We start from the raw sequence: 13,418 nt of genomic DNA, 5'->3' as shown, positions 1-13,418 counted from the left end.
GGCCCGCGGACTCCGTCATCCCCAGGAACCCTGCGCATGAATATCGAATTGATCAACCAGCTCGGCGACGAGCTCTACCACGCCATGCTCGCCCGCGAGCCCGTAGCGCCGCTGACCAGCCGTTTCGACCTGACCATCGACGACGCCTACGCCATCTCCCTGCGCATGCTCGAGCGCCGCCTGGCCGCCGGCGAGCGGATCATCGGCAAGAAGATCGGCCTGACCAGCAAGGCGGTGCAGACCATGCTCGGCGTCAACCAGCCGGACTTCGGCTACCTGACCGACGCCATGGTGTTCAGCAGCGGCGCGACCATGCCGATCAGCGAGCGGCTGATCCAGCCCAAGGCCGAGGGCGAGATCGCCTTCATCCTCAAGAAGGACCTGATGGGCCCGGGCGTCACCAACGCCGACGTGCTGGCCGCCACCGAGTGCGTGATCCCCTGCTTCGAGGTGGTCGATTCGCGCATCCAGGACTGGAAGATCAGGATCCAGGACACCGTGGCCGACAACGCCTCCTGCGGCCTGTTCATCCTCGGCGACAACGCCGTCTCCCCGCGCCAGGTCGACCTGGTCACCTGCGGCATGGTGGTGGAGAAGAACGGCCAGCAGATCAGCACCGGCGCCGGCGCCGCCGCGCTGGGCTCGCCGGTCAACTGCGTGGCCTGGCTGGCCAACACCCTGGGCCGCTTCGGCATCGGCCTGAAGGCGGGCGAGGTGATCCTCTCCGGCTCGCTGGTGCCGCTGGAGCCGGTCAAGGCCGGCGACTTCATGCGCGTCGAGATCGGCGGCATCGGCAGCGCCAGCGTGCGCTTCACCTGATCGGGGGCCCGAACATGAGCAAGAAACTCAAAGTTGCCATCGTCGGCTCCGGCAATATCGGCACCGACCTGATGATCAAGATCCTCCGCCATGGCCAGCACCTGGAAATGGGCGCCATGGTCGGCATCGACCCGGCCTCCGACGGCCTGGCGCGCGCCGCGCGGATGGGCGTCGCCACCACCCATGAAGGCGTGGAAGGCCTGACCCGCCTGCCGGTGTTCCAGGACATCGACTTCGTGTTCGACGCCACCAGCGCGGGCGCGCACGTCAAGAACGACGCCTTCCTGCGCTCGCTCAAGCCCGGCATTCGCCTGATCGACCTAACCCCGGCGGCCATTGGCCCGTACTGCGTGCCGGTGGTCAACCTGGAGGACAACCTCGCCGCGACCAACGTCAATATGGTCACCTGCGGCGGCCAGGCCACCATTCCGATGGTCGCCGCGGTCTCGCGCGTGGCGAAGGTGCACTACGCCGAGATCGTCGCCTCGATCGCCAGCAAATCCGCAGGCCCCGGCACCCGCGCCAATATCGACGAGTTCACCGAGACCACCTCCAAGGCCATCGAGGTGATCGGCGGCGCCACCAGGGGCAAGGCGATCATCGTCATGAACCCGGCCGAGCCGCCCTTGATCATGCGCGACACCGTATTCGTGCTGTCCGAAGCGGTCGACCAGGCGAAAGTGGAGGCCTCGGTCGAGGAAATGGCTGCCGCCGTGCAGGCCTACGTGCCGGGCTATCGCCTCAAGCAGAAGGTGCAGTTCGACGTGATTCCGGAGGATGCGCCGCTGACCATCCCCGGCCATGGCAAGTTCTCCGGCCTGAAGACCTCGGTGTTCCTCGAGGTGGAGGGCGCCGCCCACTACCTGCCGGCCTACGCCGGCAACCTCGACATCATGACCTCCGCCGCGCTGGCCACCGCCGAGCGCATGGCGCTTTCCATGATCAACGGCTGAGGAGAAGCGCCATGACCTTCGACCCGAGCAAGAAGCTGTACATCTCCGACGTCACCCTGCGCGACGGCAGCCACGCGGTGCGCCACCAGTACTCGCTGCAGAACGTGCAGGACATCGCCCGCGCGCTGGATGAGGCCAAGGTGGACTCCATCGAAGTCACCCACGGCGACGGCCTGCAGGGCTCCTCCTTCAACTACGGCTTCGGCGCGCACACCGACCTGGAGTGGATCGAGGTCGCCGCGGACGTCATCGAGCACGCCAAAATCACCGTGTTGCTGCTGCCCGGCATCGGCACGGTGCACGACCTCAAGGCCGCCTATGACGCCGGCGCCCGCAGCGTGCGTATCGCCACCCACTGCACCGAGGCGGATGTGTCCAAGCAGCACATCGAGTACGCCCGTTCGCTCGGCATGGACACCGTCGGTTTCCTGATGATGAGCCACATGATCCCGGCCGAGCAGCTGGCCGCGCAGGGCAAGCTGATGGAGAGCTACGGCGCGCAGTGCATCTACATGGCCGACTCGGGCGGCGCGATGAACATGAACGACATCCGCGACCGCATGCGCGCGTTCAAGGCGGTGCTGAACCCGCAGACCCAGACCGGCATGCACGCCCACCACAACCTCAGCCTCGGCGTGGCCAACTCGATCGCCGCGGTGGAGGAGGGTTGCGACCGCATCGATGCGAGCCTCGCCGGCATGGGCGCCGGCGCCGGCAACGCGCCGCTGGAGGTGTTCATCGCCGCCGCCGAGCGCCTGGGCTGGAACCACGGCACCGACCTGTACCGGCTGATGGACGCCGCCGACGACCTGGTGCGTCCGCTGCAGGACCGTCCGGTGCGCGTCGACCGCGAGACCCTCGGGCTGGGCTACGCCGGCGTCTACTCCAGCTTCCTGCGCCACGCCGAGGTGGCCGCGGCCAAGTACGGCCTGAAGACCCTCGACATCCTCGTCGAGCTGGGCCGCCGCCGCATGGTCGGCGGCCAGGAAGACATGATCATTGACGTGGCGCTGGACCTGCTGGCCGCCCGTAAGGAGCACAACTGATGAACCGTACCCTGACCCACGAGCAGGTGTTGGCCTTGGCCGAATACGTCGAAGGCGCCGAACTGAACGTCCACGACATTCCGAAGATCACCAACGACTATCCGGCGATGACCTTCGCCGACGCCTACGACATCCAGTGGGAGATCCGTAGCCGCAAGGAGGCCCGCGGCAACAAGACCGTCGGCCTGAAGATGGGCCTGACCTCCTGGGCGAAGATGGCGCAGATGGGCGTGGAGACGCCGATCTACGGCTTCCTCTCCGACTACTTCAGCGTGCCGGACGGCGGCGTGGTCGACTGCGCCAAGCTGATCCACCCGAAGATCGAGGCGGAGATCTCGGTGGTCACCAAGGCCCCGCTGCAGGGTCCGGGCTGCCACATCGGCGACGTGATCGCGGCGATCGACTACGTGATCCCCACCGTCGAGGTGATCGACTCGCGCTACGAGAACTTCAAGTTCGACCTGATCAGCGTGGTGGCCGACAACGCCTCCTCGACCCGCTACATCACCGGCGGCCGGATGGCCAACCTGGCGGACGTCGACCTGCGCACCCTCGGCGTGGTGATGGAGAAGAACGGCGAGGTGGTGGAGGTCGGCGCCGGCGCCGCGGTGCTCGGTCACCCGCTGTCCAGCGTGGCCATGCTGGCCAACCTGCTGGCCGAGCGCGGCGAGCACATTCCGGCCGGCACCTTCATCATGACCGGCGGCATCACCGCCGCGGTGGCGGTCGAGCCGGGCGACAACGTCACCGTGCGCTATCAGGGCCTGGGCAGCGTGTCCGCCCGTTTCGTTTAAAGCTTGCCCTTTCGCCCCGGCTTCCGGCCGGGGCCTTTTTGCCAGGAGGTTTCCCATGCCCATTGCCCACGTCCACATCATGGAAGGCCGCAGCGACGAGCAGAAGGCGGCGATGATCCGCGAGGTCAGCGAGGCGCTGGCACGCACCCTCGACTCGCCTATCGACCGCGTGCGGGTGCTGATCACCGAGGTGCCGAAGAGTCACTGGGGTATCGCCGGCGAGCCGGTCGGCAAGACGCGCCCCTAGTGGCGGCGAGTTCGCCGGCGGGTGGCTCATCGGCGCAGCAGCCTGGGTCTGCCGATCCCCGGCACCGATCCAGGCAGAAAAACCGCCGCAAGAGCGGTGGCCGATAAGCAGGCAGCGTAGCCGTACGGCGCCATCCCTTGCCGGCGGATGCCCGCTTGTACGGCAGCGGCGCGGCCCATGCGCCGGCCTTCCGCGTCGACGGGCGGCTGAGTATCCGCTTCAACCAGGCCTACGGATCGGGCCCCTCCAAGCGCGCTGGATGGACCAGCGGCATCGACACGGTGCCGCAAAGCCTTTTCTTGTGGACCGCTGCGCGCAGGTGAGCGGCCGGTTCGAGCCCCCGGCTCCCGGTGGATCTGGCTCCCCCTCCGGCTGTCGTCACCAGCCACGTAACCTCTTCCGGATAGCACCCCAAGGTCGTCCATTGCCGGGCGCGGCAGTCGCGCGCCTTGGCGATCACCCTGTCGCCTGCCGCTGGCCGAACATCCAGCCGCGCAGGGCCTCGGCGACCGGCCCTTCCTCCTCCGGGCGCGGTTGCCGGCGCCGAATCCCAGGCCTATCCCGCACACCTTGCGCGCCACCTCGCACCACCGGCCGATAGAGCGGAGCGCTGCTGCGGCCAGCTGACGCCGATTGCGGCATGCGGGGCGCAGAACCTGCGAGGGCAGGGCCATGCAGCCGGGCATAACGTCGAGCGTGCCCGTGGGAATTTTCGGGCAGCCCCCTGCCATCGGCGTTCGCATCGCTCGGCGCAGGCGCGACCAAGGCGAGGCGGGGAGGAGCCCTGGACGCCCTCCTGCGCACCCGAGTTGGTTTGATTTTTTTGCAGCGGCTCTGGCGTGCGTAACCGGTTGTCGGATGGGCAGGGTTTCCTATTTTCGACGTTTTTCCTTGGCATTACCCATTTTATTGTCAATTTTCAGGAATTTATGCTCCTCGGCGACCCATAAGAGATGGCCGTGAGATGACGTTCTCGTGCGGATTTCTCGCCGGAAAAAGGTTGACGATTCAAGTGATACGTGTAATTTTCTGCTCAGCTTTAGGGCGGTCTCGGTCGCTCGGGACTGCCCGGAAAACAATGATTACAAGAGATTCGAAATGACAATGCTGGTCTCCCACTGTGAGCTGGGCGCCCCCGAAGGGCTCAAGGTCGTCATCAAGGACTCCATCGATATCGAAGGGATGCCGACCCGCCTGGGCAGCAGGGCGTGTGAAGACGCCCGCCCCGCGGAGCAGCACGCCGAAGTGGTCGAGCATCTGCTGATGGCCGGCCACCGGGTGATCGGCAAGGCGGTGATGCATGAGCTGGCCTTCGGGGTCACCGGCATCAATCGCCACGCCGGCACGCCCCTCAATGCACGCTATCCGGATCTGATTCCCGGCGGCTCCTCCAGCGGTTCTGCCGCCGCGGTCGCCGCCGGCCTGGCCGACTACGCGCTGGGCACGGATACCGGCGGTTCCGTTCGGGTGCCGGCAGCCTGCTGCGGCGTGTTCGGCTTCAAGCCGACCTTCGGTCGCGTCAGCCGCGCCGGGGTCTGGCCGGCGAGTACGTCGCTGGATTGCGTCGGCCCCTTCGCCGCGAATCTGCAGACCCTGCAGCTCGCCGAGCAGGCGATCGACCCCTCGTTCAGCCCCATCGCCGCTGCCGCCCCGCTGCGCTTTGCGCTGGTCACCAATACCTGCGCCCAGCCGCAGGTGGCCGCGGCGCTGAAGCAGTACCTGGACGCTCTGGATCTGCCCCTGGCGGCGGTTGAACTGCCGCTGCTGGACAAGGCCTTTGCCGCCGGTCTGGCGGTGATCAATGCGGAAACCGCCCAGGCGGGCGCCGAGTGGCTGGCCAGCGGCAAGCTGGGCGCAGACGTGGCGGCGCGATTGAAAAAGGCGGGGGAAACCTCCGCCGAAGAAGTGCATGAGGCCGAGCAGGTACGCCTGGCCTTCAGCGCCGAAGTGGATCGGCTGCTGGATGCCTGCGATGTGCTGGTCATGCCGGCGCTGCCCAAGAGCCCGATGGCTCTGCAGGACGCGTTGGCCGGTGAGATGGATCTGAACATGACCGCCCTGGTGCGGCCATTCAACCTGTCCGGTCATCCGGCGCTGGTTGTTCCCTTTGAAGTTGATGGCCGCCCGGTGGGAATTCAGTTGGTAGGTCGCAAGCACGCCGACGAGGTGGTTTTCGCGGCTGCTCTGATGATGCAAATGGCGGCTGATGCCGCTCAGAACAATAAACACAACGAGTGAGGCGAGCGATGCCAGGTTATCAGATCGATAAGAACCTCTGGGGCGGCGAGCAAGTGTTCGATGCTCTGCTGGATAGTGTGCGCAAGCGTCGGCAGGAGTTCGAGGATCAGCAATACATCTCGCAGGACATCATCGAGTCCTTCAAGCAGGTAGGCGTCTACCGTGCCATGGTCCCCAAGGCGATGGGCGGGGACGAGCGCTCGCCACTCGAATTCCTGCAGATGGTGGAGGAGATGGCTGCCGCCGATGGTTCGGCCGGCTGGGTCGCCAGTTTCGGCATGAACCCCGCCTACCTGGCTGCGCTGCCGCCGCGGACCATCGATGAGGTCTGGGCAGAATCCCCCGATGTGGTATTCGCGGGCGGCATCTTCCCCACCCAGCCGGCGAAAAAAGTCGACGGCGGCTACGTGGTCAGCGGTCGCTGGAAGTTCGGCAGCGGCTGCATGGGCGCCTCCCTGATCGGCGTGGGCATTCAGCCGGACATCGGCGAGCCGCTGCCGCGCATGGCGGTGATGCCGGCCCACAAGGTACGCATCGAGCCCAACTGGGACGTGATCGGCATGGTCGGCACCGGCAGTCACGACCTGGTGGTCGAAGAGGTGTTCGTGCCGGAGGAGTGGACCTTCGTCCGTGGTGGCAAGCCCAACGTCGATGCACCGTTCTTCCGCTATCCGACGCTGGCCTTCGCGGCCCAGGTGCTGTCCGTCACCACCGCCGGTCTTGCCCGTGAAGCACTCAACGTGGTGCAGGCCATGGCGGCCGGTCGCCAGTCGGTGACCGGGGCGCCCAACCTAGGTGAGCGCGAATACGTGCAGATCGAGATCGCCAAGGCAGAAGCCAAGCTGCGCTCCTCGCGCGCCTTCTTCTACCAGGCGACCGAGGAAGCCTGGAACAGCATTCTGGCCGGCGGCGAGCCCACCCAGGAGCAGGTCAACCTGATCCGCCTGGCGACCACCAATCTGGCCCATGAATGTGCCGACGCGATTCGCGCCACCTACGAGGTCACCGGCATGACCGGGACCTACAACGATCACCCGCTGTCGCGCATCGTCCGCGATTCGATGATGTGCACCCAGCACGCGTTCATGGGGGCGATCACCCTGAAGAATGCCGGCGCCATGTTCTTTGGCCACGCTCCGCTGCCGGGTTACCTGTAAACCAACAATAACAAGGAGAAACTCCGTGAGTGACAAGAAACCCCTGCGTGTCCTGTTCTGCATGGGCATCAACCAGAACTTCATGGACGCCCCGCGTGACGAGCAACTCGATGTCTGGGCGGCCTTCGGCGCCATGTGGAACGGCATCCACGACATGGAAGGCGTCGAGGTGATCGGCAACATGGACGACGACCAGAGCATGGTCGGTCCGTCCAGCGGCTATCCCTGGACCACCTACCTGCTGGCCGACGTGGCGGATTACGACACCGTGGTTGCCTGCTGCAACCTGTTCCGCGCCACCGCCGTGGGCAACGGCCCCTACAAGCTGTGGCGCTACGCCAAGGTCGAGGCGCGCATCGGTCGTGAACTGATCGTGCAGCGCGCCTGAGGATCGCCAGATGAGCGAGCTGGAGCAATTGCGTCAGCGGGTGAGCGCCCTGGAGGCGGCTCGCGAGGTCAGCGCCTGCCTGCATGAGTACATGCAGCTGTGCGACTACCTCGACGAAGGCTTCGACCTCGAGCCGCTGATGGCGCTGTTCACCGAGGACGCGGTGTGGGAAGGCAAGGGCAAGCGTTACGCGGCCACCTTCGGTCGTCGTGAGGGACGCCAGGCGGTCCGCGCGATGTTCGAGAAGTACACCCTGCCGCCGGCGCACTTCGCCCTCAACGTGCACTTCCTGACTTCGGAAAGGGTGGATGTACGCAGCGAGGACGAGGCCGAAGGCACCTGGGTACTGCTGCAGACCGCGACCTTCGCCGATGGCCGCTCCCAGCTCAGCTCGGCGCTCCTCGATGTGCGTTTTCGCCGCGAATCAGGGCGCTGGAAGATCGCCCACTTCTGCACCACCAGCCGTTTCAACCGCCCGGTGCAGACCCCGTGGGACAACCCGCAGCCGCTGCCGGTACCCGAAGAATAACTATCCGACGGATGCGTCCGTTGGCCAGTCGATGAATGAAGAGAACAAGACCATGACCGAATTGATCGATATTCAGAACATCAGCCTCAAGGCGGCTGAACTCGTCGAAGAAGGGCGCGTACACAAGTCCCTTTACTCCGATCCGGCGATCTTCGAGGAAGAGCTGGACAAGGTGTTCAACAACACCTGGGTGTTCGTCGGCCATGAGAGCGAAGTGCCGGAAGCCGGCAGCTTCAAGACCGCGTATATCGGCCGTCAGCCGGTGATTCTCAGCCGTGACCGGCAGATGAACCTGCACGTGCTGGAGAACCGTTGCAAGCACCGTGGCGCCACCGTCTGCGAAGCGCGCAAGGGCAAGACCAAGGCCTTCACCTGCCCGTACCACGGCTGGGGTTACGGCCTGGACGGCAGCCTGCGTGCCCTGCCCAAGCCGGAGGAATATGCCGGTGTGTTCGACAAGAGCGAAATGCCGCTGGAAAGCCTGCGCGTGGAAACCTACCGCGGCATGGTGTTCGCCACCTTCAAGAAGGACATCGAGCCGCTGGAAGACTTCCTGGGCGGCGCCAGGAAGTGGATCGACCTGTTCATGAAGCAGGGCGGTGGCTATCCGGTGAAGGTGCTGGGCGAGCACCGCTTCAACTTCCCGGGCAACTGGAAGATCCAGCTGGAAAACACCACCGACGCCTACCACTTCCCGATCGTCCACAAGTCCTTCGTGACCTCCCTGGACGAAGCGACCGCGGACATCTTCGACTTCCTCGACGGCGAAGGCTTCGTGGAAGACCTGGGCAACGGCCACAGCGTGATGGTGATGATCCCGCAACTGGTGGACCTGGAAGCCGACCTCGACCAGCCGATCCCGGCGCGCTTCGCGCAACTGGCCCAGGAACTGCGCAACGAAGGCAAGTCGGAGGCGGAAGTGCGCAAGCTGGTGCGTGCCGCCCACGGCACCGGCTTCAACCTGAACCTGTTCCCGAACGTGTCCTGCTCCATGGCGTTCTTCCGCGTGCTGCGTCCGGTCAGCGTCGGCGAGACCGAGATCCAGCACGTGGCACTGGGCGGCGAGGGCGCGCCGGCGCCGTTCAATCGCAAGCGCATGCGCCTGCACGAGCACTTCCAGGGCCCGATGGGCTTCGGTACGCCGGATGACGGCGAGGCCTGGGAGCGCGTGCAGAAGGGCGCCATGGCCGGCCCCGACGGCTGGATCCTGGTCAACCGTGGCATGAACAACCTCCACGACTCGCCGGACGGCAACGTGGCGGGTGCGGTCTGCTCGGAAACCGGCATGCGCGGTGCCTACCGCCAATACAAGAAGATGATGGCCGCTGGAGAGGGGAAATAAGCGATGAAATCCAACACTCAACTGCTCGCACAGGTCACCGAATTCATCGGTTACGAAGCGGACCTGCTGGATCACAAGGGCTACAAGGAGTGGCTCTCCCTGTGGACCGACTCCGGCCTGTACATCGTGCCGGCCGATCTGAACGAAACCGACTACCTGAACGCGCTGAACCTGGCGCTGGACGATGCCGAGATGCGCAACCTGCGCGTGGCCCGTCTGCAAAATGGTGAGTCCGTATCGGCGATGTCGGTCGGCAACACCGTGCGCATGATGTCCCGCGTGCGCATTCTCGAAGCCGGCGAGGAAGCAGTGATGGCCCGCTGCGCCATGACCCTGAACGAACTGCGCCACGGCAAGCTGGTGAGCTATCCGGCCAACGTGGAATACATCCTGAGGCCGACCAGCGAAGGCTTCAAGATGGAGCAGAAGGTGGTGAAGCTGCTGCACGCCGACGGCTTCCTGCGCACTGTCAGCTTTATCTTCTAAGGAGTGGCCGCATGGGTAACCCAACACAGTCGCATATCGCACTGGTCACCGGTGCAGCTCAAGGACTGGGTAACCACATCGCGGCCCGTCTGTTGGCAGCCGGCTATCGGGTCGTTCTGACCGATCGCTCGCTGCCGGCGGCGGAAGCTGCAGCCCTGGCGCTGGACGCTACCGGGGAGAAAGTGATGCCGCTGGCGCTGGACGTCGCCCGGCCTGCCGATTTCGAAGCCGCGCTCGCCGCCGTCCTGGAGCGCTGGGGCGGTCTGCATATCCTCGTCAACAACGCGGCGGTCACCCGCGCGACCCCGGTGATGCAGATCTCGCCCGAGGAGTTCGCCGAGGTGGTGAACATCAACCTGGGCGGCACGTTCGCGGGCTGCCAGGTGATCGGCCAGCACATGGCCAACCAGGGGTATGGCCGCATCGTCAACATGGCATCCCTGGCGGGACAGAACGGCGGCACCTCGACCGGTGCCCACTACGCCGCCTCCAAGGGCGCCATCATCACCCTCACCAAGGTGTTCGCCAAGGAACTCGCCGGGCGGGGCGTGACAGTCAATGCAATTGCCCCGGGGCCGATCGAATCCCCGATGGTGAAGTCGCTGGTTCCCGCAGAGCGCCTGCCCGGCCTGCTCGGCGCCATTCCGGTAGGGAAGCTGGGTGATGCCGATTTCATCGGCGACATGGTGGTGCAACTGGCCCGTCCGGAAGCCTACTTCACCACCGGCACGACCCTGGATATCAACGGCGGCCTATTCATGCGCTGAGGTGCTTCCCATGACAAGCAATATGAACAATATCGTTATCGATGCCATCGTGACCCGGCGCGAAGACCACACCGACGAGATCGCGGTATTCGATCTCGCCGCGGCCGACGGCAGCGCGCTGCCGGCGTTCGAAGCCGGTGCCCATATCGACGTGGTGCTGGCTCAGGACCTGATCCGCCAGTACTCCCTCAGCAACGCGCCGGGCAGTGCCGGCTACCGGCTGGGGATTCTCAACGACCCGAACTCCCGCGGCGGCTCGAAGCGGATTCACGCCAGCCTGCAGGAAGGTGCCCGGGTGCAGATCAGTGCCCCGCGCAACCACTTCCCGCTGGAGATGGGCGCCGAGCACAGCCTGCTGATCGGCGGCGGCATCGGCATCACGCCGATGATCGCCATGGCGTACGCGCTCAAGGCTGCCGGCAAGTCGTTCGAGCTGCACTACTGCAGCCGCAGCGAGGCCAAGGCGGCCTTTCTGAACGAACTCAAGGGCGAGTTCGGCGACCGCCTGGTACTGCACTTCGACGATGCCGGCGACGCCAGCCGCCTGGATCCCAAGGCACTGTGCCAAGCGGCCCAGGCGGGCAGCCACCTGTATGTCTGCGGCCCGAGCGGCTTCATGGACTGGGTGATCGCCCAGGCCAAGGCGGCCGGCATGCCCGACAAGCAGGTCCATTTCGAGTACTTCAACGCCGAGGTGGATATCAGCGGCGCTGCCTTCGAGGTGTACGCCCAGGCCAGCGACATCACCGTGCAGGTCGGCGCCAACGAAAGCATCGCCATGGCGCTGAAGGCGGCGGGGGTGCGGGTGCAGATGTCCTGTGAAGAGGGGGTCTGCGGTACCTGCCTGTGCGACGTGATCGAGGGCACCCCGGAGCACCGCGATCTGTTCCTCACCGACGACGAAAAGGCCGACAACGACCAGATCGCCCTGTGCTGCTCGCGGGCCAAGAGCGCACGTCTGGTGCTGGATATCTAAGAAAGAGTTCGCCTTGCGGTCCGTACCCAGAATCAACTGAGCGAAGGTCTGAGCAGACCTCGGCGGCGCCGCGCCAAGCGGCGAGCAAGCGCAGTTCAGCGCTCGTAAATGAGCATGACTCGCTTGGCTCGCCACTTCGCGGCCGCACTTGCGGATGCACTTGTGGATGCTCAGTGGCAAGCCGCTGTCCGCGCCGCTTCTCGGTGCAGCAGGGCCGAGCGCAGGCACCTTTCGGCCAGAGCCTGAAGACTGCGCCGGCCAGCTTCCTGCCGGAGCCTCGGTTCGGGCAGGAATCGATACCAAAAACAAGATGAGTAAATCTGGCGTGTAGTTGCAGTGACGGCAATTGCCCCACTTGCTTTAAGCGTGCAAGCGGCAACCAGGTTGACCCTATATGCATGTTCGCCCTCGGCCTGCTTCGGGACTTGTTGGGTCGAACGAACGTTTCCTGGCTGTTTTGAGTTGAACTGGAGTCCCCATGAAATTTGATCCCAAGGATTTCCGTCGGGCGCTGGGCAAGTTTCCCACCGGCGTCACCGTAATCACCACCCGCGATGCCGAAGGGCATCCGATCGGCGTGACCGCCAGCAGTTTCAACACGCTGTCGATCGAGCCGGCGCTGGTGCTCTGGAGTATCGACAAGAACGCCTGGAGTCTGGATTCCTTCACCAATGGCAAGTCGTTTGCCATCAACGTGCTGCGCAATGACCAGGTAGAGCTGTCCAATCGCTTCGCGCGGCGTGGCGAAGACAAGTTCGCCGGCCTGCAGACCCGCGACGACGCGCATGGCTGCCCGCTGCTGCCCGGCGCCGCCGCCGCGTTCGAGTGCAAGACCTGGAACGTCTACGAGGGCGGCGACCACTTCATCATCGTCGGCGAGGTCGTCGACTACGCCTACGAGGAAGGGGCCAGCTCGCTGGTGTTCCACAACGGCCGCTACGCCGTGCCGGAAGTCCATCCGGCGGTACAGGCGCCGACCCAGGCGCTGGAAGCCCGCGGCCTGCTCGGCGACTACCTGCTGTACCAGCTGCGCCAGACCCTCAATGCCTATACCGACGACTTCTATCCGCGCCTGAGCCATTTCGGCGTCACCGCCGAGGAATGGCGACTGCTCACCCTGCTGGCCGACGGTGAGCCGCTGGAGCAGGAGCAGGCCTGCCGTTTCGTGTCCCAGCCGCAGAAGGAGCTGGTCGCCACCGGCGAATGGCTGCAGGGCAGGGGGCTGCTGCAGATGGAAGGGAGCTGTCTGGTCCTGACCGAGAAAGGCAGGCAACTGGCGGCTCAGCTGCTGGATACGGCGATCGAGCACGAGAAGAAGATGCTGTCCCTGCTCGATGCCGATGAGCAGGCAGCCTTGAAGGTCATGCTGAAGAAGGTCGGCGCCTCGATCTAGCGCCAGGCGCGGCTTCCTGCGCCGACGACCATCCGGCCCCGCCATAAGTCCGGCGTAGTGCGCCAGCCACGCCGGCTGGCCGGGCACTCCGGCCGCGGGGCCAGCGACGGGCAAGGGCGCGCGGTGCGGGCGCCGATGCCGGGTCGCCCGGTCGCACAGGCGCCTTGGCGTGGCGGCCCGCGCCGGACACGTTCCCGCCTGCCGCACCAAGAGTCCTGCCGTAACTCCCCAACCCGCCGGATCTGCCGACCTCGCCGCTCTCGGGCCCGAGCGGCCGGCATCG

Annotated in this window: 14 protein-coding genes; all 14 read left to right on the top strand. The window is 65.5% G+C overall.

Features of this window, described 5'->3' with window-relative positions; all coding sequences use genetic code 11:
* Positions 1 to 36: 36 nt before the first annotated feature.
* Positions 37 to 819, top strand: a complete 783-nt coding sequence (dmpE, locus tag LMJ29_RS16465) for a 2-oxopent-4-enoate hydratase (RefSeq protein ID WP_229606605.1) — start codon at positions 37 to 39, stop codon at positions 817 to 819.
* A 14-nt stretch (positions 820 to 833) separates the two neighbouring features.
* Positions 834 to 1,772, top strand: coding sequence for an acetaldehyde dehydrogenase (acetylating) (locus tag LMJ29_RS16460; RefSeq protein ID WP_229606604.1), 939 nt, complete (start codon positions 834 to 836; stop codon positions 1,770 to 1,772).
* Positions 1,773 to 1,783: 11 nt separating this feature from the next.
* Entirely contained in the window at positions 1,784 to 2,818 is a 1,035-nt protein-coding gene (gene dmpG, locus LMJ29_RS16455; RefSeq protein WP_229606603.1) for a 4-hydroxy-2-oxovalerate aldolase, read from the top strand.
* Positions 2,818 to 3,612, top strand: coding sequence for a 2-oxo-3-hexenedioate decarboxylase (gene dmpH, locus LMJ29_RS16450; protein WP_229606602.1), 795 nt, complete (start codon positions 2,818 to 2,820; stop codon positions 3,610 to 3,612). Before dmpG ends, dmpH begins: the two co-directional genes overlap by 1 nt.
* Positions 3,613 to 3,667: 55 nt before the next feature.
* A complete protein-coding gene (locus LMJ29_RS16445) occupies positions 3,668 to 3,859 on the top strand; it encodes a 4-oxalocrotonate tautomerase (RefSeq protein ID WP_229606601.1) in 192 nt (63 codons plus the stop codon).
* Between the two features lie 975 nt (positions 3,860 to 4,834).
* Positions 4,835 to 6,097, top strand: a complete 1,263-nt coding sequence (locus LMJ29_RS16440; protein WP_319942230.1) for an amidase — start codon at positions 4,835 to 4,837, stop codon at positions 6,095 to 6,097.
* Positions 6,098 to 6,105: 8 nt separating this feature from the next.
* A complete protein-coding gene (locus LMJ29_RS16435) occupies positions 6,106 to 7,254 on the top strand; it encodes an acyl-CoA dehydrogenase family protein (RefSeq protein ID WP_229606600.1) in 1,149 nt (382 codons plus the stop codon).
* A 25-nt stretch (positions 7,255 to 7,279) separates the two neighbouring features.
* Positions 7,280 to 7,642 carry an IacB protein gene (locus LMJ29_RS16430; RefSeq protein ID WP_229606599.1) on the top strand — a complete coding sequence of 121 codons (363 nt, stop codon included), beginning with the start codon at positions 7,280 to 7,282 and terminating at the stop codon, positions 7,640 to 7,642.
* A gap of 10 nt (positions 7,643 to 7,652) precedes the next feature.
* Complete coding sequence (locus LMJ29_RS16425) at positions 7,653 to 8,171, top strand: nuclear transport factor 2 family protein (RefSeq protein WP_229606598.1); 519 nt, start codon at positions 7,653 to 7,655, stop codon at positions 8,169 to 8,171.
* 52 nt (positions 8,172 to 8,223) lie between these two features.
* Positions 8,224 to 9,513, top strand: coding sequence for an aromatic ring-hydroxylating oxygenase subunit alpha (locus LMJ29_RS16420; protein WP_229606597.1), 1,290 nt, complete (start codon positions 8,224 to 8,226; stop codon positions 9,511 to 9,513).
* Positions 9,514 to 9,516: 3 nt separating this feature from the next.
* Positions 9,517 to 9,999 carry an aromatic-ring-hydroxylating dioxygenase subunit beta gene (locus LMJ29_RS16415; RefSeq protein ID WP_229606596.1) on the top strand — a complete coding sequence of 161 codons (483 nt, stop codon included), beginning with the start codon at positions 9,517 to 9,519 and terminating at the stop codon, positions 9,997 to 9,999.
* 11 nt (positions 10,000 to 10,010) lie between these two features.
* Entirely contained in the window at positions 10,011 to 10,766 is a 756-nt protein-coding gene (locus tag LMJ29_RS16410; protein WP_229606595.1) for an SDR family NAD(P)-dependent oxidoreductase, read from the top strand.
* Between the two features lie 22 nt (positions 10,767 to 10,788).
* On the top strand, positions 10,789 to 11,742 hold the full coding sequence (locus LMJ29_RS16405) for a PDR/VanB family oxidoreductase (RefSeq protein ID WP_229606594.1): 954 nt from the start codon (positions 10,789 to 10,791) through the stop codon (positions 11,740 to 11,742).
* 478 nt (positions 11,743 to 12,220) lie between these two features.
* Entirely contained in the window at positions 12,221 to 13,135 is a 915-nt protein-coding gene (locus LMJ29_RS16400; protein WP_229606593.1) for a flavin reductase, read from the top strand.
* Positions 13,136 to 13,418 lie beyond the last annotated feature (283 nt).

The organism is Pseudomonas oryzagri (genome assembly GCF_020831405.1).
Lineage (GTDB): Bacteria > Pseudomonadota > Gammaproteobacteria > Pseudomonadales > Pseudomonadaceae > Geopseudomonas > Geopseudomonas oryzagri.
This window is presented reverse-complemented; position numbering and strand designations above follow the sequence as displayed.

Excerpts from the sequence above, each read along its gene's own strand:
- LMJ29_RS16435 (WP_229606600.1), top strand. The coding sequence starts at position 6,106 with ATGCCAGGTTATCAGATCGATAAGAACCTCTGGGGCGGCGAGCAAGTG.
- LMJ29_RS16425 (WP_229606598.1), top strand. The coding sequence starts at position 7,653 with ATGAGCGAGCTGGAGCAATTGCGTCAGCGGGTGAGCGCCCTGGAGGCG.
- dmpG (WP_229606603.1), top strand. The coding sequence starts at position 1,784 with ATGACCTTCGACCCGAGCAAGAAGCTGTACATCTCCGACGTCACCCTG.
- dmpE (WP_229606605.1), top strand. The coding sequence starts at position 37 with ATGAATATCGAATTGATCAACCAGCTCGGCGACGAGCTCTACCACGCC.
- LMJ29_RS16420 (WP_229606597.1), top strand. The coding sequence starts at position 8,224 with ATGACCGAATTGATCGATATTCAGAACATCAGCCTCAAGGCGGCTGAA.
- LMJ29_RS16410 (WP_229606595.1), top strand. The coding sequence starts at position 10,011 with ATGGGTAACCCAACACAGTCGCATATCGCACTGGTCACCGGTGCAGCT.
- LMJ29_RS16445 (WP_229606601.1), top strand. The coding sequence starts at position 3,668 with ATGCCCATTGCCCACGTCCACATCATGGAAGGCCGCAGCGACGAGCAG.
- dmpH (WP_229606602.1), top strand. The coding sequence starts at position 2,818 with ATGAACCGTACCCTGACCCACGAGCAGGTGTTGGCCTTGGCCGAATAC.
- LMJ29_RS16460 (WP_229606604.1), top strand. The coding sequence starts at position 834 with ATGAGCAAGAAACTCAAAGTTGCCATCGTCGGCTCCGGCAATATCGGC.
- LMJ29_RS16405 (WP_229606594.1), top strand. The coding sequence starts at position 10,789 with ATGAACAATATCGTTATCGATGCCATCGTGACCCGGCGCGAAGACCAC.
- LMJ29_RS16415 (WP_229606596.1), top strand. The coding sequence starts at position 9,517 with ATGAAATCCAACACTCAACTGCTCGCACAGGTCACCGAATTCATCGGT.
- LMJ29_RS16400 (WP_229606593.1), top strand. The coding sequence starts at position 12,221 with ATGAAATTTGATCCCAAGGATTTCCGTCGGGCGCTGGGCAAGTTTCCC.